The organism is Pseudomonas fildesensis, assembly GCF_001050345.1.
GTDB lineage: Bacteria > Pseudomonadota > Gammaproteobacteria > Pseudomonadales > Pseudomonadaceae > Aquipseudomonas > Aquipseudomonas fildesensis.
Genome location: NZ_LFMW01000008.1, coordinates 121,080 through 144,776, shown reverse-complemented (window position 1 = coordinate 144,776; position 23,697 = coordinate 121,080). Strand labels below are relative to the sequence as shown.

The window sequence follows — 23,697 nt, the reverse complement described above, 5'->3', positions numbered from 1 at the left end:
GACGAAGAACTATACGGTCCAGCAACTCAGCACTAAGGAGCCATAACCATGACAACCCTTACCAAGGGTCTCTTGGGGCTTCTGTGTGCCTGTCTGATAGCCCTTGGGATTTACTTCAAAGGCTATCACGACTCTGACCAGAAACACCTTAAGGAGGCCGCTGAGACAGCTTTAGTCTACAGGCAGAAACAGGAGGAAGAACGTGAGCAATCTCAAAAGACTTTGGCTGACATCTCGAAGCAATGGCAGACGTATTTATCTGAACAGCCGAAAGTGGCTCAGAGGACTATTGATAGGTTGCGTAATGACAATATCAGCCTGCTCGTCAAACTTGGCGATACCACTGTGCGTTCAGTCACAAGTTCAGGTAGACCCGTCCCTAATGGTTACGCCGAGCTACACACAGACGCTTCTCGATTCCTTATCGAGCAAGCCCAACGATGTGATGCCCAAGTAACGGGCTTGCAAGGAGTAATTAAAGAACTGCAAGGAGGACGCAATGCAATTAAATAAACAGGAGTTATGCCAACTGGTTCGTGAAGATCACCCGGACTTTGAGCAAGTCGAAGAAGGGGAGTGGACCCAAGACCATAAGTATCAACACTGCGATTTCATCGTGAAGCATCTCCCCACAGGAAAGTTTTATGAGTTCAGTATCAGCCGTTCAGGCTCTTATCACACCGATTGGTATTACAGCTATGAAGACGAAGGGGCAGAACTCACAGAGGTTCAGAAAGTCACCAAGACGTTTACCCGCGAAGTCTGGCAGGCCGTCTAATGGCCCGAACTGTTCGCACTGGCGAGCAGGACATAGCGTTAATGAAAAGGTCCTTTGTGGCCTTTTTGTTTGTCCTGTGGCGCGCTCTAAACCTCCCTAAACCCACCAAGTGCCAGATAGACATGGCACGAACCCTAAGCGACGGAAAGCAGCGACGGTTCATCCTTCAAGCCTTTCGAGGCATCGGCAAGTCCTTCATTACGTGCGCCTTTGTGGTCTGGAAGTTGTGGAACAACCCACAGCTGAAGTTCCTCATTGTGTCGGCCTCGAAGGAACGGGCAGACGCCAACTCTATCTTCATCAAGCGAATCATCGACCTGCTTCCGTTCCTTGCTGAGCTGAAGACAGGGCCAGGGCAACGGGATAGCTCCCTGAGTTTCGACGTGGGACCGGCCAAGCCCGACCACTCACCCTCTGTGAAGTCTGTAGGTATCACCGGCCAACTGGCAGGCTCCCGTGCTGACATCCTCATCGCGGATGACGTTGAGGTCCCGAACAACTCCGCTACGCAGTCCGCAAGGGATCACCTGGGCGAACTCGTGAAGGAATTCGATGCGATCCTGAAGCCGGGTGAAGCATCTACCATCATCTACTTGGGTACTCCCCAAACTGAGATGACTCTTTATCGTGAGCTGGAAAACCGTGGCTATGTGACCACCATCTGGCCTGCGAGATACCCGAAAAACCAGAAAGACCGTGAGAGCTACGGCCATCGTTTGGCACCAATGATTGCGAACGAGCTGGAAGCTGACGGGACCCTTTACTGGAAACCTACAGACCCTGTGCGCTTTGATGACACTGACTTGCGTGAGCGTGAGCTGTCATACGGCAAGGGCGGCTTCGCTCTTCAATTCATGCTCAACCCGAACCTGAGCGATGCCGAAAAGTACCCGCTGAAACTGCGTGACTTCATCGTGGGGCGCTTCAGCCTCGATACAGCCCCTACGACCTTGCAGTGGTTGCCTAACGGTAACAACGAAGCTAAGGGCCTCCCTAACGTGGGCCTGAAGGGTGATCGTTTCCACCGCTACGAGACTGTGGGTCAGGCGTCTGCTCCTTACTCCGCGAAGCTCCTTGTGATCGACCCAAGCGGGCGCGGTAAGGATGAGACTGGCTACGCCGTCCTCTACATGCTCAACGGCTACATCTTCCTGATGGACTGGGGTGGATTCCGTGGTGGCTACGATGACAAGACCTTGCAGGCCCTGGCAGACATCGGCAAGCGCTTCAAGGTCAACGAGGTGATCATTGAAGGCAACTTCGGTGATGGTATGTACGTGAAGCTGTTCAGCCCTGTGATGACCCGTACGCACCGTTGTGCGGTCACTGAGGTGAAGTCTAAGGGACAGAAAGAGCTACGCATCTGTGACGTGCTGGAGCCCGTACTGGGGAGCCACAAGCTGGTGGTCTCCGAGGATGTCATTACGCGGGACTATGAGACCGCCTTGAACATCGACGGTACGACTGACATCAAGTACAGCGGTTTCTATCAGCTCTCAAGGATCACCAAGGACCGGGGCTCACTGGCACATGATGACCGTCTTGATGCCTTGGCAATCGGCGTTCAGTTCTTCACTGAGGCCATGGAAAAGGATTCTGAGGTGGGAGCCTCTGAGATGCTTGAAGAGTACCTAATGCAGCACATGGAAGACCCGCTTGTGGGCTTCGAGGATCACCGGCAGATGATGATTGGTGACGTGATGATGCAGTACGAAACAGACGGAACGACCACCAACTATATGGGGTGGTGATACTTAAAGGGGCCTTCGGGTCCCTTATTTTTCAGTTTTGCCAGGGCTACAGGCCCCGTCCTGCAAGGGCTCCAAAAGCACCCACTATAACCATAGGGAGGCTTAAAGTTACTCTCTTAGAGATGCCTCTGAGACCTCCTGTGTGGGTGGTGGTTATCACCATCTACCACCTTCTCTATTACCAGCTCAAAGGAGGCTGAAGAATGATCGTTATGACTACTCGCTGGCAGACCTTTGTGGCTGTCGTTAAGGCCCTGGCGAAGCACCGGGCTACCTACAAATTCCTTGCGTTGCTCTTGGTGACTCTCGGAGCGGTGCAGGGTGGCCCACTTGTTGAAGCCTTTGGGAACGTGGTCTGTATCTTGGTCGCTGGTGGGTGTGTTGAATGACTTCTTGAGGTCCCTTTGAGAATCTGACAGAAAAATCTCTTCGGTCACCTCAACTGTTCTACGCCGCCAGTTCCCCCGTGGCCCCTCCGTGTGGGACAAATGAGGCCCAAGAGAGGCACGAGGCTGTCACTGCGCTGGCACAAGGGTACACCAAGGCCGCTACAAGGGGCTTTACGGTGCCCAATGAATCCAGGAGAATGGCCGATCAGTTCTTTCATTGCCCAGTTTTATGAAAGTTGGATATGATACGCCACCTTGATTTTTGTAAATCCCATCCAAATTTCGGATATACGCAATGAAAACTGGTAAAGAGCTGAAACCCGGTACCGTCATCAAGCTCGAAAACGACCCTTGGTTGGTTCAGAAAGCTGAATTCACCAAGTCCGGTCGTAACAGCGCAATCATGAAGACCAAGCTGAAGAACCTGCTGACCGGTTACAAGACCGAGATCGTCTACAGCGCCGATGACAAACTGGAAGACGTGATCCTCGACCGCAAAGAAGCGACCCTGTCCTTCATCAGCGGCGACACCTACACGTTCATGGACACTACCGACTACACCATGTACGAGCTGAACGCTGAAGATATCGAAGCCGTTCTGCCGTTCGTGGAAGAAGGTATGACCGACGTCTGCGAAGCGATCTTCTTTGAAGAGCGCCTGGTTTCCGTAGAGCTGCCGACCACCATCGTGCGTCAGGTCGACTACACCGAAGGCTCCGCTCGCGGCGACACTTCCGGCAAGGTGATGAAACCAGCCAAACTGAAAAATGGTACCGAGTTGAGCGTTGCAGATTTCGTTGAAATCGGCGACTGGATCGAGATCGATACCCGTGAAGGTGGTTCTTACAAAGGTCGTGCCAAGGTCTAATCCTGGCCCCTCCGATACGAAAAAAAGCCCGCTGTAGGAGCGAGCTTGCTCGCGAAAAACGTCAACGATAACGCGTACATCCTGGATGTACGCGGTGCCTGTGAGTTTTTCGCGAGCAAGCTCGGTCCTACCAGTGGGCTTTTTTGTGGGCGCTTGTTTTATTACTTCAGGTGTTGCTTCAGCTCATCCGACGCTTGCAGCAGTGCCGAACGTACTGCGGGCACCTGGCTGACCACGTTGAGCAAACCGTAGTCGTGGATCATGCCGTTGTAACGCACGGCAGTCACCGGCACACCCGCCTGGTCCAGCTTGCGTGCATAGGCTTCGCCTTCATCACGCAGCACGTCAGCACCGGCGGTCTGTACCATCGCGGGCGGCAAGCCCTTGAGCTGTGCGGTTGTTGCCCGCAGCGGCGAGGCGTAGAGCTCGGCGCGCTGGTTGGCGTCGGTGGTGTAGTTGTCCCAGAACCACTTCATCATGTTGCGTGTAAGGAAGTGCCCTTCGGCGTACTGGTTGTAGGACCCGGTGTCGAAGTTGGCGTCGGTCACCGGCCACAACAGCAGCTGGAATTTGATCGCCGGGGTGCCCTTGTCCTTGGCCATCAGGCTGACTACCGCCGCCATATTGCCGCCGACGCTGTTGCCGGCCACGGCCAGGCGCTTGCCGTCGACATTGATTTCCTGCCCATGTTCGGCCACCCACTGGGTTGCGCCGTACGCCTGGTTGATCGCCACCGGGTAGTGCGCTTCCGGTGACGGCGTGTAGTTGACGAACACTGCCACCGCCCCCGAACCCGCTACCAGATCCCGCACCAGACGTTCGTGGGTGGGGTAGTCACCCAACACCCAACCGCCGCCGTGGAAGAACATGAACACTGGCAAGGTGCCCTTGACGCCGGCCGGCCGCACAATGGTCAACTCCAAAGGCTTGCCATCGACCTGAATGGTCTTCTGACTGACATCAGCTTTCGGCAGGGTCAGCTTGACGCCGGCCTGGGCACCCGTCAGCACGGCACGGGCATCCTTGGGCGACAGTTGCTCGATCGGTTTGCCGGAGCCTGCGTTCAACACATCCAGGAAAGCCTGGGTGTTGTGTTCGACATCGCCAGAGGCGGCGAACGCGTGGGTGATCGACAGGGCGAGCAGGGTACCGGTGAGCGCTTTACCAATTGTGTTCATTTTTTTCTCCTGGGGCGGCAGAGGTCATCAGACCGTCACGTGCAGGCGCACATCAACGTTGCCACGGGTGGCGTTGGAGTACGGGCAGACTTGGTGAGCCGCGTCGACCAGGCTTTGTGCATCGTCCTGGATCAGGCCGGGCAGGCTGATGTGCAGGTCGATATCCAGGCCGAAACCGCCGGGGATTTGACCGATACCGACGTGGGCAGTGATCGAAGCGTCATCCGGGATTTTGCGTTTGGTCTGGCTGGCGACGAACTTCAGTGCGCCGATAAAGCAGGCCGAGTAGCCGGCGGTAAACAGTTGTTCAGGGTTGGTGGCCTGGCCGCCAGCACCGCCCAGTTCCTTGGGTGTGGAGAGTTTTACGTCGAGGATGTTGTCGCTGGAAACAGCACGACCATCACGGCCGCCGGTGGCGGTGGCTACTGCGGTATAGAGCGTTTGCATGGTGTCGTCCTCTTGAGTTGTTAGCGCTAAATATTTGCGCGCTAAGTAGTTGGTGAGGCGAATGTATAGCGCTAATGTTTAGCGCGCAAGATAAATATTACAAATATTTTGTGGGTGCTGTAAATCAATGTGGGAGGGGGTTTACTCCCGATTTCGGTGGGTCAGTCAATAAAAGCATTGGCTGAGCTACCGCAATCGGGAGTAAACCCCCTCCCACAGTTTTAGTGCGTTGGCGCTTTTAGATTGCGTTCTGCAGGTTGCCGCGCAAGGCGATCAGGTCAGCTTGCAGCTTGCGCAATTGCTCCAGCTCCAGGCCGCTGGCGCCGAGGATGCACTGGGGAATACCCATGGCCTTGTCCTGCAAGGCGCGGCCGGCGACGGTCAATTCCACCACCACCACGCGCTCGTCTTCACGGCTGCGGGTACGGCTCAACAGGCCTTCGGCTTCCAGGCGCTTGAGCAGCGGCGTCAGGGAGCCCGGATCGGTCAGCAGGCGGCTGCTGATTTCGCCGACGGTCAAACCATCTTCTTCCCACAGCACCATCATGGCCAGGTACTGCGGGTAGGTCAGGCCAAGGGCTTGCAGCAGAGGCTTGTAGACCTTGGTCATCAGCAGGGAGGTGGAATGCAGGGCGAAACACAGCTGGTTGTCCAGCATCAAGGATTCGCAAGGATTCGGATTTTTGCTCATGGCGGTGCCTCAAAAAAGCGTGTCTGGACTGGAATCTAGCGGGCAAATGTTTAATGCGCCAGATAATTCTGTCCGTACGGTCAGACCAGTCCGCTTTGCAGCGCCAGATCCCAGGGCGGCACGGGGCTGAAACGGGATTTCAGGTATTCGAGCAACAAGCGGCTGCGCGCGTTGGGCTGTTGTTCCAGGCGCAGCGCGTAGATCCCGCTGGTTTCCGGGCTGGGCAGCCCCCCTTCGCAAAACAGTGGCAAGAGTTCGCCGCGCACCAGGTATTCACTGGCCAGCCACGTGGGCAGATGCGCAATACCCAGCCCGGCTAGGGCGCCGGACAGCAGCGCTTCGGCGTTGTTGGCGCTCATGCGGATGCGCTGCGGGCGATACGTGGCGCGGCGCCCGTCCAACTCGAAGCGCCAGGCAAACATGGGCGCCAGGCCATCCCAGTCCAGGCCGTCGTGCTGGCTCAGTTCACTGGGATGGGTCGGCGTGCCCCGGTTTTTCAGGTAGGCCGGGCTGGCACAGGCGATGCGCACGATACTGGCCAGGGGCGTGGCGATCAGCCGGGTGTCGACAATATGCCCGGCGCGCAACACCAGGTCGACCTTGCCCAGGTGCGCGCCCTGCATGTCGACAAAACTGTCGATCAAATGCAGGTGCACATCCAGCCCTGGGTACACATTCAGAAAGTCGGCAATCACCGGCGCCAGATGCCGTCGACCAAAGGCCGCCGGCGCATCCACGCGAATCAAGCCTTCCGGCGCATGGCTCAAGGAAACCGCTTCGGCTCGCGCCAGTTGCAACTCGCTGACAATCCGCCGTGCCCGCTCGGCGAAGGCCAGGCCTGCCGGGGTTGGCACCACGGCGTGAGTGCTGCGCTGGAACAAGCGGCTGCCGACCGAGCTCTCCAGGCTGTCGATGCGCCGGGCCACGGCCGAGGGGGTCAGTGGATGGCGGCGGGCGGCGGCGGAAAAACTGCCGGTTTCCAGTACATCGAGAAACAGGCTGAGTTGATCGGTCAGGGCATTGGGGTTCATCGGCGTACGCTTATGCGAGATTGGCACAGCCATTGTGCGTTGCTGTGCGTTTCCGCGCCATAGCCGACTGCGTAGGATGCAAGGCTTGGGATTGCGGAGTAACGAACGGTGTTGGATTTAGCGATGTACCTGGTATTGGGCGCGGCCCTGGGCACCGTGGGCGGGCTGTTTGGCATCGGCGGTGGGCTGATTGCCATCCCGGTACTCGGCGTTTTGTTCGGCCTCGATCAGCAGATCGCCCAAGGCACGGCGCTGGTGATGGTGGTGCCCAACGTGATGCTGGCCCTGTGGCGTTATCACCAGCGCAACCGCATTGAACTGCGCCACGCGTTGCCACTCGGCGTGATGGGTTTCAGCTTCGCCTGGCTGGGCTCGATCTGGGCGGTGGGCCTGGACGCCGGTGCGATGCGGATCGGCTTTATTGCTTTCTTGGTGGCGCTGTCGGCCTACAACCTGTTGCGCATGTTCACGCGTAATGCACCGCCGAGCGCGCAGATGCGTTACTCCTGGCCGTGGCTTGGGGTGTTGGGTGCCGCCTCGGGCTCCATGGGCGGCTTGTTTGGCGTCGGCGGCGCGGTGGTTGCCACGCCGGTGCTGACCAGCGTGTTCGGCACCACCCAAGTCGTCGCCCAGGGCTTGTCCCTGGCACTGGCGCTGCCCAGCACCGGCGTGACGCTGGTCACCTACGCCTGGCACCACGAGGTGGACTGGACGATCGGCATCCCCCTGGCGGTTGGCGGCCTGCTCAGTATCAGTTGGGGCGTGAAGGTTGCCCATGCGTTGCCGGAGCGGCTGTTGCGCGGCCTGTTCTGCGGCTTCCTGGTGGTGTGCGCGGTGATGCTGACCTTTAAAGTTTGAAGCCTTCGACGATGTACTCGGCCAGGCATTCGGTGATCGGCGAGGTCATCAGTGGGTTACGCAGCAGGCGCAGGTTCATCGACGGCAAGGGTGGAAACCCCTCGTCGCTGCCGAGTACACGCAGGTCTTCAGCCACCAGGCTTTCCATGCTGACCATTGCCGCCAGGCCGGCGCTGACGACTGCCTGAATCGCCGCGCCATTGGAGCTGTGGTAGGCCAGGCGATAATCGCGCTCGACTGAATCCAGTGCAGCAAGGGCCCACTGGGTGTAAAGGCAGTCAGTGCCGGAAATCGCCAGAGGCAGTGCGTCGTGTTCGTCCACGCAGAAGCACGGCGCCGCCGCCCACACCATGCGCTCAGTGCGCAACAGCTCGCCGATATCATTGCCGGGCTCGCGACTGATAACGGTCAGCGCCAGGTCACGTCGCTGCATCAACACCGTTGACGCTTCGCAGTGCATCTCGATCTGGATCAGCGGGTACGCCTTGGAAAACTGTTTGAGAATCCCCGGCAGGAAACGCATCACGTAATCATCCGGCGTGCCAATACGCACCAGCCCGACCATGTGCGGCTCGCGCAGGGTGTTGAACACCTCGCTGTGCAGTTTCAGGATGCGCCGCGCATAGCCCAGCAGTACCTGGCCCTCGGGTGTCAGCCGCACTTGGCGGCCATCGCGCTCGAACAGCTTGCGCTGCAACACGTCCTCCTCCAGGCGCTTCATCTGCATGCTGACCGCAGATTGGGTGCGGTTGACCTGCTCGCCGGCGCGGGTAAACCCGCCTTGGTCGGCGATGGCGACGAAGGTGCGCAGCACTTCGGTGTCGATGCTTGGGTAGCCGGACAATTGATCAATCTCCGAGATGTGTTGCATAAGAAACATTCGTTGGATTGATCATAAGGCCAGGCACACACTTGCGTCATCCCCACTGGAGGGCGAGAAGATGAAAGGTCAAAAAGGTTTTGTGTTGATGGCGAAACGTCCGCTTTCCGGGCTGTTTCAGATGATTTCTCGCTGGCAGGCCTTGCATCATGAGCGTCAGTTGCTGGCAACCTTGAGTGATGTCGCGCTCAAGGACATCGGGCTCAACCGAGGCGACGTGGAACTGGAGCGTCACCTGCATTTATGGCATGACCCGCTGCGAAAATGACCCCGAATGCAGTAGGGTAGTTGGCGCGCCCACACGGAGAGTCCCATGCCCGCCGACCTGTCCTTTTCCCTCAAGCAAGCTCGACGCATGGCGCTGGCCGCCCAGGGTTTTTCCGGGCGCCAGGCGCCTGCACTGATCAAGGCCACGCACCTCAACCGATTGATCGAGCGCCTGGGCGTGTTGCAGATTGATTCGGTCAACGCGGTGGTGCGCTCCCATTACCTGCCGCTGTTTTCGCGCTTGGGTAATTATTCCCCTGTGATCCTTGAGCAAGCGGCCTGGAGCCATGGCCGGCGGCGCTCGCTGTTTGAATATTGGGGTCATGAAGCCTCGCTGCTGCCGATGGCGCTGTACCCGTTGATGCGCTGGCGCATGGCGCGGGCCCGGCAGGGGCTAGGGATCTACCAGCAAATGGCGCGCTTTGGGCGTGAGCAACAGGCCACCATCCAACGGGTGTTGCGCATTGTCGAGGAGCAGGGCGCCGTGGGGGCGGGTAGCTTGTCGACCCGTGAGGAACGCGCCGGCCCCTGGTGGGATTGGAGTGATGAAAAGCACGCGCTGGAATGGCTGTTTGCCGCTGGCCTGGTTACGGTCGCGGGGCGGCGGGGTTTTGAGCGTCTCTATGATTTGCCGGAGCGGGTGATTCCCGGCGCGATCCTTCAAGCATCGGTGGCTGAAGCCGACGCTCAGCGCGGCTTGCTGTTGCACAGCGCTACCGCGTTGGGTGTAGGCAGCGAAAAAGACCTGCGCGATTACTTCCGCCTGGAGCCCGCCGACAGCCGCAATCGCTTGGCTGAATTGGTCGAGGACGGGCAATTGCTGGCCTGCCAGGTGCAGGGCTGGAAGCAGCCGGCGTACTGCCTGCCGGAGCCGAAAGTGCCGCGCAAGGTGGCGGCCAGTGCATTGCTGTCGCCGTTTGATTCGCTGATCTGGGAGCGCAGCCGCACCGAGCGGCTGTTCGATTTCCGTTATCGGTTGGAAATTTACACGCCGCAAGACAAGCGGGTGTACGGCTACTACGTGCTGCCGTTTCTGCATAACGAGCGTATTGCTGCGCGGGTCGACCTGCGCGCCGAACGCGCCAACGGGCGCCTGGCGGTGCACGCGGTACACGAGGAAGAACCGGGGCTGGATGATGAGGGAATGCTGGCGCTGGCGCTGAACCTGCGGCAAATGGCCGACTGGCTGGGGCTGGAACAGGTCCAGCTCAATTGCCCGCGACCGAGTGCCGCCCGGTTGCGGGTAGCGATGCTACAAACTTGAGTGGTCGGCGCCTTTGTGGCGAGCGGGCTTCCTGTGGCGAGCGGGCTCACCATAGGAAGCCCGCCTGCCACAAGAGGTCCACCCACCACAACAGGCCCACTCACCGCAGGGTTAGTCATCGATCCTCAGCGTTTGACCTGCTTCAACGTCTCGGCTATCAGGAACGCCAATTCCAGCGACTGATCGGCATTCATCCGCGGGTCGCAGTGGGTGTGGTAACGGTCCGACAAGCCGTCTTCGGTGATCGGCCGCGCGCCGCCGATGCATTCGGTGACGTTCTGCCCGGTCATCTCGATATGAATCCCGCCGGCATAGGTGCCCTCGGCCTGGTGCACCTGGAAGAACTCTTTCACCTCGCCGAGGATCTGCGCAAAGTCGCGAGTCTTGTAGCCGCTGCTCGCCTTGATTGTGTTGCCATGCATCGGGTCGGAGCTCCACAGCACCTGCTTGCCCTCGCGCTGTACTACGCGAATCAGGTTGGGCAGGTGGTCGCCGACCTTGTTCGCGCCCATCCGCGCGATCAGGTTCAGGCGGCCGGGATCGTTGTCCGGGTTGAGGATGTCGATCAGGCGGATCAGGTCGTCGGGGTTCATGCTCGGGCCGACCTTGACCCCAATCGGGTTATTCACCCCGCGCAGGAACTCAACGTGGGCGCCGTCCAACTGACGGGTACGGTCGCCGATCCACAGCATGTGGGCCGAGCAGTCGTAATAGTCGTTGGTCAGGCTGTCACGGCGAACGAAGGCTTGCTCATAGTTGAGCAGCAGCGCTTCGTGGGCAGTGAAGAAGCTGGTTTCGCGCAGTTGCGGTGAGCTGTCCATGCCGCAGGCGCGCATGAAGGACAGGGTTTCATCGATACGGTCCGCCAACTGGCTGTACTTTTCGGCCAGCGCGGAGTTGGCGATAAAGTCCAGGTTCCACTTGTGCACCTGGTGCAGGTCGGCAAAACCGCCCTGGGCAAAGGCGCGCAACAGGTTAAGGGTGGCGGTGGACTGATGGTAGGACTGCAGCAGGCGGTCCGGGTCCGGCACACGGCTTTTTTCGTCGAAGCCGATGCCGTTGACGATATCGCCGCGGTAGGCGGGCAGGGTGACGCCGTCGATGGTTTCATCGTTGGACGAACGCGGCTTGGCAAACTGGCCGGCCATGCGCCCGACTTTTACCACCGGGCAGCCGGCGGCGAAGGTCATCACGATCGCCATCTGCAACAGCACCTTGAAGGTGTCGCGGATTTTCGCGGCGGAGAACTCGGCAAAACTCTCGGCGCAGTCGCCACCCTGCAACAGGAACGCGCGACCCTGGGTCACTTCGGCAAACTGACGACGCAACTCGCGGGCTTCCCCGGCAAACACCAGCGGCGGGTAGCTGGCCAGGTTCTGCTCCACTTGCAGCAAGTGGGCTGCGTCCGGGTACTGGGGTTGTTGCTGGATCGGCAGGGCGCGCCAGCTGTCGGGGCTCCAGGGTTGGCTCATCATGAACTCGTTTGGTTGATTGATGTTCGGGCGCCAATGTTATCAGCAATTAGTGCGTGACCTGTTGCCGCCGGTTGGCCGACAATCGCGCCTTTGCTGTGCAGCCAACCCCCTAGGAGTAGTGATGACAGAGGAGCGTGTCGAGCGCCTGCTCGCTGAGGTCCATGATGACTTCGGCATGATCCGTGTGCTTGAAGTGGCCGACTACCGCTTTCTCGAGTTTGGCGATGCCATCGAGCAAAGCTGCGTATTCACCGCTGACCCGAGCTGGCTGGAGTACGACTACACCCGCGCCATGCTGATCGGTGCGTTGTGCCATGAGCAACCGGACAGCGCTCTGTTTCTTGGGCTGGGCGCCGGTACGCTGACTCAGGCCTGCCTCAAGTTCTTGCCGCTGGAAGATGTCGAGGCCATTGAGTTACGCCCAGACGTGCCGCGACTGGCGATTGAGTACCTGGGGTTGGACGATGATCCACGCCTGTACATTCGTATCGGTGACGCGCTGGAATTGCTTGAGACCGCTGAATCGGCTGATCTGATTTTCGTCGACCTCTATACGGACGTCGGCCCCGGCGTCGGGCACCTCGCCTGGACCTTCCTGGAAAACTGCCAGAAAAAACTCAACCCCGGCGGCTGGCTGGTGATCAACCAGTGGGCCACCGATGACGGCAAACCCTTGGGGGCGGCGTTGCTGCGCGGGTTGTATCACCGGCATTACTGGGAACTGCCGGTGAAGGAGGGCAATGTGATCCTGCTGGTGCCCTCCGAGCTGGATCAGGAACTGGACATCCATGCGCTTTCGGCCCGTGCCGAAGCGCTGGCGCCGCGACTGGGCTACTCGTTGCAGGCGTTGATCAAAGCGATTCGGCCTGCAACCTGACGCGATATTCCCTGTAGGAGTGAGCGTGCTCGCGAAAAACCTGAGGGCGCCGCGAGCATTCTGAATACACTCGTTATCGTTGACGGCCTTCGCGAGCAAGGGCTAGCCGCCCGCCTCGCGTCTAAAGGCCCTTGAACACACCCGGTCGCTTCTCGATCATGGCGCGGACGCCTTCCTTGGCGTCCTCGCTGTTCAGCAGTTTCTCCACCAGCACCTGCAAACCCGCCGCCGCGACTGTTTCGCCTTCCATGCGCGCCTGGCGTGCCGACACCAGCGTCGCCTGCACGCCGAGCGGCGCCTGGCGCGCGATGCGGTTGGCCAGTTCGAGGGCGCGGGGCAGCAGGTCTTCGCTGGCCATCACTTCCTGCACCAATCCCAGGCGCAGGGCCTCGTGGGCATCAAACTCGTCGCCGGTGAGCAGCCAGCGCATCGCGTTACCCCAGCCTGCGATCTGGTGAAAGCGCAACGTCGCACCGCCAAATGGAAAAATCCCACGCTGCACTTCCATCTGCGCAAAGCGCGTGTTGCTCGCACAAAGGTTGATATCCGCCGCCAGCATCAGCTCGATACCGATGGTCAGGCAGTAGCCCTTGGCTGCGACGATCACCGGTTTGCTGACCCGTGGGCCGGCGAACACACCCCAGGGATCGCAGCCCCCCAGTGGCGGTTGCCAGCCCCCGCTCATCACGCCGCTGACATTGGCCAGGTCCAGGCCGGCGGTGAAGTGGTCGCCGTGGGCAAACACCACGGCCACCCGCGCATCGTCATTTCGATCAAATTCGCCATAAGCGAGGCTCAGCTCGTTGAGTAAATCCAGGTCAAAGGCATTGCGCTTGGCCACCCGGTCCAGGCCCAACAGCATGACATGGCCCTGGAGTTCACGGCTGACGCGGCTGCTGCTGGCTTGATTCATCGGGTGTGCCCTCGGGCTTAGGGAAGGTTTCAGACCAAAGGTCTCAATGGGTAGGTGAACCGTTTAAGCGTTATGACCAGCAGGGCCGGGCCTTTGAAAAATAGACCCTGGCGCGCGTCTGCGCAAAGACTGTGACGCAGCGCGGTTTATCGGTGCTTTCCGATAAAAAAAGCTCCCTTTTTCAGGTATTTCCGGTATAGTGCGCGCCGGCCTTTAACCGGGCCGCGTTTAGGTAGCGCAATTCCCCGAAGTCAGCTTCGGCTGCTCGTCCGCACAGCGGACTCTCCCTTGACGAATCTTTTTCATTCATTCGTTTTCGCAAATCCCCGCCGACAAAGCAGCCAGGGCGACTCTTGAGTCTCAACACGGCATGCGCAGCTTTGGAGCATGGGTCTTTGCGGATGCACTTAGAGGCAGACCCATGACCCAGGAAACCGGCGGCTTCGCCGCTTTTAATCTTAACCCGAACATTCTTGCTGCCGTCATCGCGACCGGCTACGAAGAACCTTCGGCTATTCAGCAGCAATCGATCCCGATCATCATGGCCGGCCAGGACATGATTGGCCAGGCGCAAACCGGTACCGGTAAAACCGCCGCGTTCGCCCTGCCTATCCTGCATTGCATCGATCCTGCCAAGCGCGAGCCGCAAGCCCTGATCCTGGCGCCAACCCGTGAGTTGGCGCTGCAAGTAGCAACCGCTTTCGAAACCTACGCCAAGCAAATGCCAGGTGTAACCGTTGTGGCCGTTTACGGCGGCGCGCCTATGGGCCCACAACTGAAAGCCATCCGTAACGGCGCACAGATCGTTGTCGCCACCCCGGGCCGTCTGTGCGACCACTTGCGTCGTGACGAGAAAGTCCTGTCGACCGTGAACCACCTGGTTCTCGACGAAGCTGACGAAATGTTGAAGCTGGGCTTCATGGACGACCTGGAAGTCATCTTCAAGTCGCTGCCGGCAACCCGTCAGACCGTACTGTTCTCGGCTACCCTGCCACAGTCGATCCGTGCCATTGCAGAACGCCACCTGCGCGATCCGCAACACGTGAAGATCCAGACCAAGACTCAGACCGTTACCGCGATCGAACAGGCTCACCTGTTGGTTCACGCTGACCAGAAGACCTCGGCTGTATTGAGCCTGCTGGAAGTCGAAGACTTCGACGCCCTGATCATGTTCGTGCGCACCAAGCAAGCGACCCTGGACCTGGCCAGTGCCCTGGAAGCCAAAGGCTACAAAGCCGCTGCGCTGAACGGTGACATCGCCCAGAACCAGCGTGAGCGCGTGATCGACTCCCTCAAGGATGGCCGTCTGGACATCGTTGTGGCGACCGACGTTGCCGCCCGTGGTCTTGACGTTCCACGTATCACTCACGTGTTCAACGTTGACATGCCGTACGATCCAGAGTCCTACGTTCACCGTATCGGCCGTACCGGCCGTGCTGGTCGCGAAGGTCGTGCACTGCTGCTGGTGACTCCACGTGAGCGCCGCATGCTGCAAGTGATCGAGCGCGTAACCGGTCAGAAAGTTGCCGAAGTCCGCCTGCCGGATGCCCAGGCCGTTCTCGATGCCCGCATCAAGAAACTGACCAACAGCCTGTCGCCGCTGGTGGCTGACGCTGAATCGACCCACGGCGAACTGCTGGACCGCCTGACTGCCGATATCGGTTGCACCCCGCGTGCCCTGGCTGCAGCCCTGCTGCGCAAAGCCACCAACGCTCAGGCCCTGACCCTGGCAGCGATCGAGAAAGAACGTCCACTGGTTCCGAACAACGCGCCACGCGGTGATCGTCCAGAGCGTTCCGGCGACCGCCCAGAGCGTGGTGATCGTGAGCGTCGTGCTCCGGTTGCACTGGCTGAAGGCCGTGCCCGTTGCCGTACCGCGCTTGGCGCGCGTGATGGTATCGCGGCCAAGAACCTGCTGGGCGCTATCCTCAACGAGGGTGGCCTGGCACGTGAAGCCATCGGTCGCATCCAGGTCCGTGACAGCTTCTCCCTGGTGGAGCTGCCGGAAGACGGTCTGGAAAAACTGCTGGCCAAGCTGAAAGACACTCGCGTTGCCGGTAAGCAGCTGAAGCTGCGTCGCTACCGCGAAGATTGATCTGCCCTTGGGTTGATTGATCGCACATAAAAAATCCCCGACTGGTTCGGGGATTTTTTTGTCTGGTGGGAGGGGGCTTGCTCCCGATGGCGGTGTATCAGCAAGACATAAGCTGACTCACTCACCGCCATCGGGAGCAAGCCCCCTCCCACATTTAGATCTCCGTCAGCCAAACCGGTAGATATCCATGCCCAGCGCCCCCATGGTGAAGCCCTGGTGCGCCACGCTGAATTCACCGCCGGCGCCACGCGCAAAGTACAGCGGCAGCAGATGTTCATCGCTGGGATGGCTGCGCACGGCATGAGGCGCCTGGCGGCGATAGTCGTGCAGCGCCGACTCGTCGTCGGCGGCGAGCTTGTCCACCACCCAATCGCGAAAATCCCGTGCCCACGGCTCGATGCTCTCGGGGCCTGCGTGCCAGTCCAGCTCTCCCAGGTTGTGGGTAATGCTGCCGGAACCGATCAGCAGCACGCCTTGCCCGCGCAGGCTGGCCAGGGCGTGCCCGACCCGGGTCTGCAGGGCAGGGCCCATACGGCTGGGCAGAGACACTTGGACCACCGGAATGTCGGCCGCCGGGTACATCAGCGACAGCGGCACCCACGTGCCGTGGTCGAAAGGGCGGCGATCATCGATGCGGGCATCCAGGCCATCGGCATGCAGCAGTTCGACGATTTCGCCGGCCAACTGTGGGTCACCTGGCGCCGGGTATTGCACGGCAAACAGTTCGCGGGGGAAGCCACCGAAGTCGTGCCAGGTCTCGGGGGCAGCGCTGCCGCTGACCAGCAATTGCTGGCTTTCCCAGTGCGCCGACACCACCACAATCGCCTTCGGGCGTGGCAATTCAGCGGCCAGACGCCGCAAGGCCGGGCCGCTGGCGCCGGGTTGCAGGGCGAGCATCGGCGAACCGTGGGAGATAAACAGGCTGGGGAGCATAAGTGGGGTCCTGAGCGTTAACATGGGCCCATCTTCAATCAGATCATTGATCTAAATCTAATATAAGTTTTAGCGCCTTTTGATCGAATTTTCGGGGTGATTCATGGAGCCTAAGTTTTGGCAGGAGCGCTGGGCGCGCAATCAGATTGGATTTCACTTGCCCGAGGTCAATCCGTACCTGCAACGCCACTGGTCGACGTTGGCACTCGCCGATGGCGCAAAGGTGCTGGTGCCGCTGTGTGGTAAAAGCCTGGACCTGATCTGGCTGGCGAGCCAAGGGCATCGTGTGCTGGGTGTGGAGTTGTCGGAGCAGGCTGTCGAGGCGTTCTTCAGTGAACAGGGGCTTGCACCGCGTATCAGCCGGCGTGGCGAGTCCAAGGTGTACCAGGCGGGTGAGATCGAGGTGTGGTGTGGTGATTTCTTCACGCTGGACGCCGATGCATTGGGCGATTGCGCGGCACTCTACGACCGCGCGGCGTTGATCGCATTGCCACCACTGATGCGGGCGCAATACACCGAACATTTGAATACCTTTCTAGCTAAGGGCTGCCAGGGCCTGTTGATCACGCTCGACTATGACCAGACACAGAAGGTCGGCCCACCGTTTGCGGTGACCGATGACGAGGTGAAGATGCTGCTGGGGATGCACTGGGCCCTGGAGGTACTCGAAGAGCGAGACATCCTGGGCGAGAGTTGGAAGTTCGTGCAGGGCGGCGTCACCCGCCTTGAAGAGCGTGTGTACCGTTTGACCAAGGCGTAAATCGCGCTGTCTAGTCCTGAAATAGGTTTACACCCATTTCAGCCTCAAAACGCCCGATGCACCGCATCGGGCGTTTTGTATTTCAGCGATAGATGTGGCCGCTCGCTGTTATATATCTGCACCGATTGATCCACCATTCGCGCGGCTTCAGCCGCATCTTTGGGCCGGTGCAAGAGAAACTCGGTTTTCAAAATCCCGTTCACTCGTTCGGCCAAAGCATTTTGGTAGCAGTCGTAACCATCGGTCATTGAACACCGGATACCGTGTTTTACATGCAGCCGCTGATAAAGCTCGGAGCAGTACTGGATGCCTCGATCTGAGTGATGAACAAGGTTGTGTTCTGTTGTTCTGCACTTGAGGGCTTTACTGAATGCCTGAATCACAGACTCCGTGTGCAAGCTTTCGTGAACATGATGCCCCACGATTTTCCGAGAGTAGGCGTCAGTCACCAAGCTCAGATAGGCCACGCCCGTTTGAGTGGGTAAGTAGGTGATATCGGCTACCCAAACTTGTTCTGGCGCCGTAGCAACTACCTGTGAAGGCCCTTCTTTGAGCAGGTTGGGGTGCCGGTGAAAGCGATGATGACTGTTTGTCGTTTTGTGATAGGCCCGCTTGCGAGGAACCAACTCTCGGCGATCCCGCAAAATGTCGAAAAGGCAGTCTCGACCGATCTTTACCGAGACTTCGGGCTCGCTATGCATGAGGTTATGAAGCTTTCGGGTTCCGAGCCTAGGTTGTCTGAGGCGCTTTTCGTGCACGAACCCCATGACCTCCTGAGCCTGGAGGGCTCGGGCATTACATGCTCGAATGCGTTTGTAATACGCCTGACGGGAAATCCCGATGAACTGGCAAGCCCGGCTGATACTCAGGTCTTGGACTTTCCTTTGGGAGAGGACTTGCCGGATCGCTTTTTTACGACAGAGACACCAAAGTCGTTCTTGAGTACATCAACAACAGCTTCGAAAAACTGAGCTTTCTGATTGGCTTGAGCGAGTTGCTCTTCAAGCTCTTTGATTCGCTGTTCGGGCGTCAGCAGCTTGTCGGGCTCATCCATGGAACGGGATCTCTGGGTACGAATGGACGCGCCTTGACTCCAGTTCTGTCGACCATGCCTGCGTAACCAGTTCAATACCGTCGATTTGCCCTGAATGCCGTAGCGCTCTTGAGCCTCTTTATAACTCAACTCGCCTTTTTCGACCTGATCGACGACTGACAATTTAAAGGTCAGCGAGTAATCACGCTGACTGCGCCTTTTTCCTGAATTCATTACGCCCTCCTGAGATTGGGTCAGAAGGTGTAAACCTTATTCAGGACAAGACAACGACAAATTAAAGGGGACCCTCGGGTCCCCTTTGTGCTGTCTGTGTCTTCACTAATTTGTTGACTCACCGCGGGACTAATGTGGGAGGGGGCTTGCTCCCGATAGCGGGGTCAGTCGCTACATACGTTGACTGAGCCTCCGCTATAGGGAGCAAGCCCCCTCCCACATTAGGTTCTGCGTTGCAGTTCCTCGATGGAAATCTCGCGCATGCGAAATTTCTGGACCTTGCCCGTCACCGTCATCGGAAACTCCTGCACAAACTTGAAGTGCTTGGGCGTCTTGAAGTGCGCGATGCGGCCCTTGCACCAGGTTTGCAACTCCAGTTCGTTGGCCACATGGCCGGGGTGGAACTTGACCCAGGCGACGATGGCCTCGCCGTAACGCTCATCCGGAATACCGATCACCTGCACGTCGGCCACTGCCGGGTGCGTAAAGAAAAACTCCTCCAACTCGCGCGGGTACACGTTCTCGCCACCCCGGATGATCATGTCCTTGTTGCGCCCGGCGATACATACGTAGCCGTGTTCATCCATGGTCGCCAGGTCACCGGTGTGCATCCAGCCCGCCTCGTCGATGGCGTCGCGGGTGCCGTCAGGGTTGTTCCAGTAGCCGAGCATCACGCTGTAGCCACGGGTACACAGCTCACCGACCTCACCGCGCGCAACGGTGTTGCCGTTGACATCAATGATCTTGTGTTCCAGTTGCGGCTGGGTGCGGCCGACCGTGGTGACGCGCCGTTCCAGATCGTCATCGGCGCAGGTCTGCAAGGACACAGGGCTGGTTTCGGTCATGCCGTAGGCGATCTGCACTTCGCTCATGTGCAACTCGCTGATGACCCGGCGCATCACTTCGATCGGGCACGTGGCGCCGGCCATGATCCCGGTGCGCAGGGTAGAAAGGTCGAGCTCGCCACGCCGTGGGTGATCGAGCATGGCAATAAACATCGTGGGCACGCCGTACAGGCCGGTGGCGTGCTCTTCGGCCACGGCGGTCAGGGTCAGCAGTGGGTCGAAACCGTCATTGGGGTAGATCATCGTGGTGCCGTGGGTGATGCAGCCCAGGTTGCCCATCACCATGGCGAAACAGTGGTACAGCGGCACCGGGATCACCAGGCGATCCTGCGCTGTCAGCCCCAGGCTTTCGCCGACCATGTAGCCGTTATTGAGGATGTTGTGGTGACTGAGGGTGGCCCCCTTGGGGAAGCCGGTGGTGCCGGAGGTGTATTGGATATTGACGGCTTGATCGAAGTGCAGGCTCGTTTGGCGGGCGTGTAACTGCTCGGACGGGATGCCTGCGCCAAGGGCCGACAGTTGCGACCAGGGCAGGAATCCCGGGGGCGGGCTGGGGTCGAGGCTGATCACACCGCGCAGGTCCGGCAGTTTTTCTGATTGCAGTCGGCCGATGGATTGTTCGGCGAGTTCCGGCACCAGTTCCTGCAGCATCGCGTGGTAATCAGAGGTCTTGAACGAACCCGCGCACACCAGCCATTGGCAACCGGACTGCTTGAGCACGTACTCCAGTTCGCTGCTGCGATACGCCGGATTGATATTGACCAGGATCACGCCAATCTTGGCGCTGGCCACCTGGCTGACGCACCACTCGGCGCAGTTGGGCGCCCAGATGCCCAAGCGGTCGCCGGTTTGCAGGCCCAGCGTCAGCAACGCACGGGCGTGCAGGTCAACGGTCTCGGCCAGTTGCTGCCAGGTGTAGCGACGTTGCTGGTGGCGGACCACCAGCGCTTCGCCCTCGGGGTAGCGGGCAACGGTGTGATCGAAGGCCTGACCAATGGTCATGGCCAGCAAGGTCTTGTCCTGGGAGCCACGGCTGTAGCTCTGATTCGGTTGATCCATAACCACCCCTGTTGTCTTTTTTGTAGGTTGACGTAAACGTAAACTACGATTGACAGCGCCGCAACGCAAGCTTACGTTAACGTAAAGGTGAGCGCCCTCCCCGGTGCTCGGCCCACACAACAACAAAGATCAATTTAAGGTGCCTGTCCATGAGTTACCCGTCCCTGAACTTCGCCCTGGGCGAAACCATCGACATGCTGCGCGACCAGGTGCAGCACTTCGTGACCAAGGAAATCGCCCCCCGCGCGGCACAAATCGACATCGACAACCTGTTCCCCGCCGACCTGTGGCGCAAGTTCGGTGACATGGGCCTGCTGGGCATCACCGTGCCGGAAGAATACGGCGGCGCCGGCCTGGGTTACCTGGCCCACGTGGTGGCCATGGAAGAAATCAGCCGGGGTTCGGCCTCGGTGGCGCTGTCCTACGGCGCCCACTCCAACCTGTGCGTCAACCAGATCAACCGCAACGGCAATCACGAACAGAAGCTCAAGTACCTGCCCAAGCTGATCAGCGGCGAACACGTCGGCGCTCTCGCCATGAGCGAGCCGAATGCCGGTTCCGATGTGGTCTCGATGAAACTGCGCGCCGACAAACGCGGCGACCGCTACGTGCTCAACGGCAGCAAGACCTGGATCACCAACGGCCCCGACGCCAGCACCTACGTGATCTACGCCAAGACCGACCTTGAGAAAGGCGCCCACGGCATCACCGCGTTTATCGTCGAGCGCGACTGGAAGGGCTTCAGCCGCAGCAACAAGTTCGACAAGTTGGGCATGCGCGGCTCCAACACCTGCGAGCTGTTCTTCGATGACGTGGAAGTGCCGGAAGAAAACATCCTCGGCATGCTCAACGGCGGGGTCAAAGTGCTGATGAGCGGCCTGGACTACGAGCGCGTGGTGCTGAGCGGCGGCCCGACCGGGATCATGCAGGCGTGCATGGACCTGATCGTGCCCTACATCCACGACCGCAAACAGTTCGGTCAGAGCATTGGCGAATTCCAGCTGATCCAGGGCAAAGTCGCCGACATGTACACCCAGCTCAACGCCAGCCGCGCTTACCTGTACGCGGTGGCACAGGCCTGCGAACGCGGCGAAACCACGCGCAAGGATGCCGCCGGGGTGATCCTCTACAGCGCCGAACGCGCCACGCAAATGGCCCTCGACGCGATCCAGATTCTGGGCGGCAACGGCTACATCAATGAATTCCCCGCCGGACGCCTGCTGCGTGACGCCAAGCTGTATGAAATCGGCGCCGGCACCAGTGAGATTCGACGGATGTTGATCGGTCGCGAACTCTTCAACGAAACCCGCTGAAGGAGCGCGCCATGGCCACCTTGCACACTCAACTCAACCCGCGCTCGGCGGAATTCGCCGCCAATAGCGCGGCGATGCACCAGCAGGTCGACGCCCTTCACACCCTGCTTGCCCATGTACAACAAGGTGGCGGCGCCAAGGCCCAGGAGCGTCACACTTCGCGCGGCAAACTGCTGCCCCGCGAGCGCATCAATCGCTTGCTGGACCCAGGCTCGCCATTCCTCGAACTCAGCCAACTGGCCGCCCATCAGGTGTATGGCGAAGACGTGCCCGCCGCCGGGGTGATTGCCGGGATCGGCCGTGTCGAAGGCGTCGAGTGCATGATCGTCGCCAACGATGCCACGGTGAAAGGCGGCTCCTACTACCCGCTGACCGTAAAAAAACACCTGCGCGCGCAGACCATCGCCGAACAGAACCGCCTGCCGTGCATCTACCTGGTGGACTCCGGCGGCGCCAACCTGCCGCGTCAGGATGAAGTGTTCCCCGACCGCGAGCATTTCGGGCGGATCTTCTTCAACCAGGCCAACATGAGCGCCCGGGGCATCCCGCAGATTGCCGTAGTGATGGGCTCATGCACCGCCGGTGGCGCGTATGTGCCGGCAATGGCCGACGAAGCGATCATGGTGCGCCAGCAAGCAACCATCTTCCTCGCCGGCCCACCGTTGGTGAAGGCCGCCACTGGTGAAGTGGTCAGCGCCGAAGAGCTCGGCGGCGCCGATGTGCACTGCAAGATCTCCGGCGTCGCCGACCACTATGCCGACAGTGACGAACACGCCCTGGCCCTGGCGCGGCGCAGTGTGGCCAACCTCAATTGGCGCAAACAGGGTGAGTTGCTGCAACGCCCGCCGGTGGCGCCGCTGTACAGCAGCGAAGAGCTCTACGGCGTGATCCCGGCCGATGCCAAGCAGCCGTTTGATGTGCGCGAAGTGATTGCGCGGCTGGTGGACGGCTCGGTGTTCGATGAGTTCAAGGCGCTGTTTGGCACCACACTGGTGTGCGGCTTTGCGCACTTGCACGGCTACCCGATTGCGATCCTGGGCAACAACGGGATTCTGTTCGCCGAAGCCGCGCAAAAAGGCGCGCACTTTATCGAGCTGGCCTGTCAGCGCGGGATTCCGCTGCTGTTTTTGCAAAACATCACCGGCTTCATGGTCGGCCAGAAATACGAAGCCGGTGGCATCGCCAAGCATGGCGCCAAGCTGGTCACAGCGGTGGCGTGCGCCAAGGTGCCGAAATTCACCGTGATCATCGGCGGCAGTTTTGGTGCCGGCAACTACGGCATGTGCGGCCGTGCCTATGACCCGCGCTTTTTGTGGATGTGGCCCAACGCGCGTATCGGCGTGATGGGTGCCGAACAGGCGGCCGGCGTGCTGGTGCAGGTCAAGCGTGAGCAGGCCGAACGTGCAGGCGTGGGGTTCAGTGCCGAAGAGGAAGCGGCGATCAAGCAGCCGATCCTCGACCAGTATGAAACCCAGGGCCACCCCTACTACTCCAGCGCCCGCCTGTGGGACGACGGCGTCATCGACCCGTTACAGACCCGCGACGTGCTGGCCCTGGCCCTGTCCGCCGCACTGAATGCACCCATCGAGCCGAGCCGCTTCGGCGTGTTCCGCATGTAACCTGTAGGAGCGCGCTTGGTGTGGCGAGGGAGCTTGCTCCCGCTGACTGCGCAGCAGTCTCCGGCTTTTTGGGGGCGCTTCGCACCCCAGCGCAAGCAAGCTTGCTCGCCACACCAAGCTCGCTCCGACAGGAGACCTC

Annotated in this window: 23 protein-coding genes; 13 read left to right on the top strand and 10 right to left on the bottom strand. The window is 59.8% G+C overall.

The window, feature by feature from the left end; all coding sequences use genetic code 11:
• Positions 1 to 48: 48 nt before the first annotated feature.
• The 5 genes from ACR52_RS32000 (at position 49) to ACR52_RS14430 (ending at position 3,786) form a co-directional block, all read left to right on the top strand.
• Positions 49 to 513 (top strand): hypothetical protein, encoded by a 465-nt coding sequence (locus ACR52_RS32000; protein ID WP_048725225.1) that lies wholly within the window; start codon positions 49 to 51, stop codon positions 511 to 513.
• Positions 500 to 778: a hypothetical protein gene (locus ACR52_RS14445; RefSeq protein WP_053221244.1), complete on the top strand. Its 279-nt coding sequence runs from the start codon at positions 500 to 502 to the stop codon at positions 776 to 778. Before ACR52_RS32000 ends, ACR52_RS14445 begins: the two co-directional genes overlap by 14 nt.
• Before the next feature lie 41 nt (positions 779 to 819).
• On the top strand, positions 820 to 2,529 hold the full coding sequence (gene terL / locus ACR52_RS14440) for a phage terminase large subunit (RefSeq protein WP_201778995.1): 1,710 nt from the start codon (positions 820 to 822) through the stop codon (positions 2,527 to 2,529).
• Positions 2,530 to 2,732: 203 nt separating this feature from the next.
• The gene (locus tag ACR52_RS31735; protein ID WP_048725220.1) at positions 2,733 to 2,918 is read left to right on the top strand and encodes a gp19.5 family protein; all 186 of its coding nucleotides are present in this window, start codon (positions 2,733 to 2,735) and stop codon (positions 2,916 to 2,918) included.
• Between the two features lie 295 nt (positions 2,919 to 3,213).
• Positions 3,214 to 3,786, top strand: a complete 573-nt coding sequence (locus tag ACR52_RS14430; protein ID WP_048725218.1) for an elongation factor P — start codon at positions 3,214 to 3,216, stop codon at positions 3,784 to 3,786.
• 161 nt (positions 3,787 to 3,947) lie between these two features.
• Here ACR52_RS14430 and ACR52_RS14425 read toward each other — a convergent pair whose 3' ends face one another.
• The 4 genes from ACR52_RS14425 to ACR52_RS14410 form a co-directional block, all read right to left on the bottom strand.
• Positions 3,948 to 4,964 carry an alpha/beta hydrolase gene (locus ACR52_RS14425; protein ID WP_048725215.1) on the bottom strand — a complete coding sequence of 339 codons (1,017 nt, stop codon included), beginning with the start codon at positions 4,962 to 4,964 and terminating at the stop codon, positions 3,948 to 3,950.
• A 27-nt stretch (positions 4,965 to 4,991) separates the two neighbouring features.
• The gene (locus ACR52_RS14420; protein ID WP_048725213.1) at positions 4,992 to 5,411 is read right to left on the bottom strand and encodes an organic hydroperoxide resistance protein; all 420 of its coding nucleotides are present in this window, start codon (positions 5,409 to 5,411) and stop codon (positions 4,992 to 4,994) included.
• A 238-nt stretch (positions 5,412 to 5,649) separates the two neighbouring features.
• Positions 5,650 to 6,102, bottom strand: a complete 453-nt coding sequence (locus ACR52_RS14415) for a MarR family winged helix-turn-helix transcriptional regulator (RefSeq protein WP_048725211.1) — start codon at positions 6,100 to 6,102, stop codon at positions 5,650 to 5,652.
• A gap of 80 nt (positions 6,103 to 6,182) precedes the next feature.
• Positions 6,183 to 7,133: a LysR family transcriptional regulator gene (locus ACR52_RS14410; protein WP_048725209.1), complete on the bottom strand. Its 951-nt coding sequence runs from the start codon at positions 7,131 to 7,133 to the stop codon at positions 6,183 to 6,185.
• 108 nt (positions 7,134 to 7,241) lie between these two features.
• On the opposite strand from ACR52_RS14410, the gene ACR52_RS14405 reads away from it, so the two are divergent.
• Positions 7,242 to 7,991, top strand: a complete 750-nt coding sequence (locus tag ACR52_RS14405) for a sulfite exporter TauE/SafE family protein (RefSeq protein WP_048725207.1) — start codon at positions 7,242 to 7,244, stop codon at positions 7,989 to 7,991.
• Here ACR52_RS14405 and ACR52_RS14400 read toward each other — a convergent pair.
• The gene (locus ACR52_RS14400) at positions 7,981 to 8,862 is read right to left on the bottom strand and encodes a LysR family transcriptional regulator (protein ID WP_048725205.1); all 882 of its coding nucleotides are present in this window, start codon (positions 8,860 to 8,862) and stop codon (positions 7,981 to 7,983) included. The two genes, ACR52_RS14405 and ACR52_RS14400, sit on opposite strands and share 11 nt — an antisense overlap.
• A 70-nt stretch (positions 8,863 to 8,932) precedes the next feature.
• Between ACR52_RS14400 and ACR52_RS14395 the strand changes: the two genes are divergently transcribed.
• Together ACR52_RS14395 and ACR52_RS14390 are read left to right on the top strand one after the other, a co-directional pair.
• On the top strand, positions 8,933 to 9,139 hold the full coding sequence (locus tag ACR52_RS14395) for a DUF1127 domain-containing protein (RefSeq protein WP_048725204.1): 207 nt from the start codon (positions 8,933 to 8,935) through the stop codon (positions 9,137 to 9,139).
• A gap of 45 nt (positions 9,140 to 9,184) precedes the next feature.
• The gene (locus tag ACR52_RS14390; protein WP_048725202.1) at positions 9,185 to 10,402 is read left to right on the top strand and encodes a winged helix-turn-helix domain-containing protein; all 1,218 of its coding nucleotides are present in this window, start codon (positions 9,185 to 9,187) and stop codon (positions 10,400 to 10,402) included.
• Between the two features lie 125 nt (positions 10,403 to 10,527).
• Here ACR52_RS14390 and ACR52_RS14385 read toward each other — a convergent pair whose 3' ends face one another.
• Positions 10,528 to 11,874: a class II 3-deoxy-7-phosphoheptulonate synthase gene (locus ACR52_RS14385; RefSeq protein WP_048725200.1), complete on the bottom strand. Its 1,347-nt coding sequence runs from the start codon at positions 11,872 to 11,874 to the stop codon at positions 10,528 to 10,530.
• 124 nt (positions 11,875 to 11,998) lie between these two features.
• Between ACR52_RS14385 and ACR52_RS14380 the strand changes: the two genes are divergently transcribed.
• Positions 11,999 to 12,754 (top strand): spermidine synthase, encoded by a 756-nt coding sequence (locus ACR52_RS14380; RefSeq protein WP_048725198.1) that lies wholly within the window; start codon positions 11,999 to 12,001, stop codon positions 12,752 to 12,754.
• A 121-nt stretch (positions 12,755 to 12,875) separates the two neighbouring features.
• On the opposite strand, the gene ACR52_RS14375 is transcribed toward ACR52_RS14380, so the two are convergent.
• Complete coding sequence (locus ACR52_RS14375; RefSeq protein WP_048725196.1) at positions 12,876 to 13,667, bottom strand: crotonase/enoyl-CoA hydratase family protein; 792 nt, start codon at positions 13,665 to 13,667, stop codon at positions 12,876 to 12,878.
• Between the two features lie 421 nt (positions 13,668 to 14,088).
• Here ACR52_RS14375 and ACR52_RS14370 point away from each other — a divergent pair, with 421 nt between their 5' ends.
• Entirely contained in the window at positions 14,089 to 15,762 is a 1,674-nt protein-coding gene (locus ACR52_RS14370) for a DEAD/DEAH box helicase (protein ID WP_048725194.1), read from the top strand.
• Positions 15,763 to 15,927: 165 nt separating this feature from the next.
• On the opposite strand, the gene ACR52_RS14365 is transcribed toward ACR52_RS14370, so the two are convergent.
• The gene (locus ACR52_RS14365; RefSeq protein WP_048725192.1) at positions 15,928 to 16,695 is read right to left on the bottom strand and encodes a DODA-type extradiol aromatic ring-opening family dioxygenase; all 768 of its coding nucleotides are present in this window, start codon (positions 16,693 to 16,695) and stop codon (positions 15,928 to 15,930) included.
• Between the two features lie 103 nt (positions 16,696 to 16,798).
• Here ACR52_RS14365 and ACR52_RS14360 point away from each other — a divergent pair, with 103 nt between their 5' ends.
• Positions 16,799 to 17,455, top strand: coding sequence for a thiopurine S-methyltransferase (locus tag ACR52_RS14360; protein WP_048725190.1), 657 nt, complete (start codon positions 16,799 to 16,801; stop codon positions 17,453 to 17,455).
• Between the two features lie 44 nt (positions 17,456 to 17,499).
• Here the strand turns inward: ACR52_RS14360 and ACR52_RS14355 are convergent.
• Positions 17,500 to 18,722, bottom strand: a protein-coding gene (locus tag ACR52_RS14355) for an IS3 family transposase (RefSeq protein WP_173439249.1) whose coding sequence is annotated in 2 segments (ribosomal slippage) — positions 17,500 to 18,371 and positions 18,371 to 18,722 — 1,224 coding nt in all. Because the reading frame shifts where the segments join, the coding sequence is not laid out codon by codon here.
• A gap of 221 nt (positions 18,723 to 18,943) precedes the next feature.
• Entirely contained in the window at positions 18,944 to 20,626 is a 1,683-nt protein-coding gene (locus ACR52_RS14345) for an AMP-binding protein (protein WP_048725183.1), read from the bottom strand.
• Positions 20,627 to 20,775: 149 nt separating this feature from the next.
• Here ACR52_RS14345 and ACR52_RS14340 point away from each other — a divergent pair, with 149 nt between their 5' ends.
• Both ACR52_RS14340 and ACR52_RS14335 read left to right on the top strand, forming a co-directional pair.
• Positions 20,776 to 21,939, top strand: coding sequence for an isovaleryl-CoA dehydrogenase (locus tag ACR52_RS14340; protein ID WP_048725181.1), 1,164 nt, complete (start codon positions 20,776 to 20,778; stop codon positions 21,937 to 21,939).
• An 11-nt stretch (positions 21,940 to 21,950) separates the two neighbouring features.
• On the top strand, positions 21,951 to 23,558 hold the full coding sequence (locus ACR52_RS14335; protein ID WP_048725178.1) for a carboxyl transferase domain-containing protein: 1,608 nt from the start codon (positions 21,951 to 21,953) through the stop codon (positions 23,556 to 23,558).
• Positions 23,559 to 23,697 lie beyond the last annotated feature (139 nt).

Bases quoted from the DNA above. Each gene is read 5' to 3' on its own strand.
- ACR52_RS14335 (WP_048725178.1), top strand. From the start codon at position 21,951: ATGGCCACCTTGCACACTCAACTCAACCCGCGCTCGGCGGAATTCGCC.
- ACR52_RS14380 (WP_048725198.1), top strand. From the start codon at position 11,999: ATGACAGAGGAGCGTGTCGAGCGCCTGCTCGCTGAGGTCCATGATGAC.
- ACR52_RS14445 (WP_053221244.1), top strand. From the start codon at position 500: ATGCAATTAAATAAACAGGAGTTATGCCAACTGGTTCGTGAAGATCAC.
- ACR52_RS14340 (WP_048725181.1), top strand. From the start codon at position 20,776: ATGAGTTACCCGTCCCTGAACTTCGCCCTGGGCGAAACCATCGACATG.
- ACR52_RS14425 (WP_048725215.1), bottom strand. From the start codon at position 4,964: ATGAACACAATTGGTAAAGCGCTCACCGGTACCCTGCTCGCCCTGTCG.
- ACR52_RS14430 (WP_048725218.1), top strand. From the start codon at position 3,214: ATGAAAACTGGTAAAGAGCTGAAACCCGGTACCGTCATCAAGCTCGAA.
- ACR52_RS14365 (WP_048725192.1), bottom strand. From the start codon at position 16,695: ATGCTCCCCAGCCTGTTTATCTCCCACGGTTCGCCGATGCTCGCCCTG.
- ACR52_RS31735 (WP_048725220.1), top strand. From the start codon at position 2,733: ATGATCGTTATGACTACTCGCTGGCAGACCTTTGTGGCTGTCGTTAAG.
- terL (WP_201778995.1), top strand. From the start codon at position 820: ATGAAAAGGTCCTTTGTGGCCTTTTTGTTTGTCCTGTGGCGCGCTCTA.
- ACR52_RS14410 (WP_048725209.1), bottom strand. From the start codon at position 7,133: ATGAACCCCAATGCCCTGACCGATCAACTCAGCCTGTTTCTCGATGTA.
- ACR52_RS14370 (WP_048725194.1), top strand. From the start codon at position 14,089: ATGACCCAGGAAACCGGCGGCTTCGCCGCTTTTAATCTTAACCCGAAC.
- ACR52_RS14345 (WP_048725183.1), bottom strand. From the start codon at position 20,626: ATGGATCAACCGAATCAGAGCTACAGCCGTGGCTCCCAGGACAAGACC.
- ACR52_RS14395 (WP_048725204.1), top strand. From the start codon at position 8,933: ATGAAAGGTCAAAAAGGTTTTGTGTTGATGGCGAAACGTCCGCTTTCC.
- ACR52_RS32000 (WP_048725225.1), top strand. From the start codon at position 49: ATGACAACCCTTACCAAGGGTCTCTTGGGGCTTCTGTGTGCCTGTCTG.
- ACR52_RS14360 (WP_048725190.1), top strand. From the start codon at position 16,799: ATGGAGCCTAAGTTTTGGCAGGAGCGCTGGGCGCGCAATCAGATTGGA.
- ACR52_RS14415 (WP_048725211.1), bottom strand. From the start codon at position 6,102: ATGAGCAAAAATCCGAATCCTTGCGAATCCTTGATGCTGGACAACCAG.
- ACR52_RS14375 (WP_048725196.1), bottom strand. From the start codon at position 13,667: ATGAATCAAGCCAGCAGCAGCCGCGTCAGCCGTGAACTCCAGGGCCAT.
- ACR52_RS14400 (WP_048725205.1), bottom strand. From the start codon at position 8,862: ATGCAACACATCTCGGAGATTGATCAATTGTCCGGCTACCCAAGCATC.
- ACR52_RS14390 (WP_048725202.1), top strand. From the start codon at position 9,185: ATGCCCGCCGACCTGTCCTTTTCCCTCAAGCAAGCTCGACGCATGGCG.
- ACR52_RS14385 (WP_048725200.1), bottom strand. From the start codon at position 11,874: ATGAGCCAACCCTGGAGCCCCGACAGCTGGCGCGCCCTGCCGATCCAG.
- ACR52_RS14420 (WP_048725213.1), bottom strand. From the start codon at position 5,411: ATGCAAACGCTCTATACCGCAGTAGCCACCGCCACCGGCGGCCGTGAT.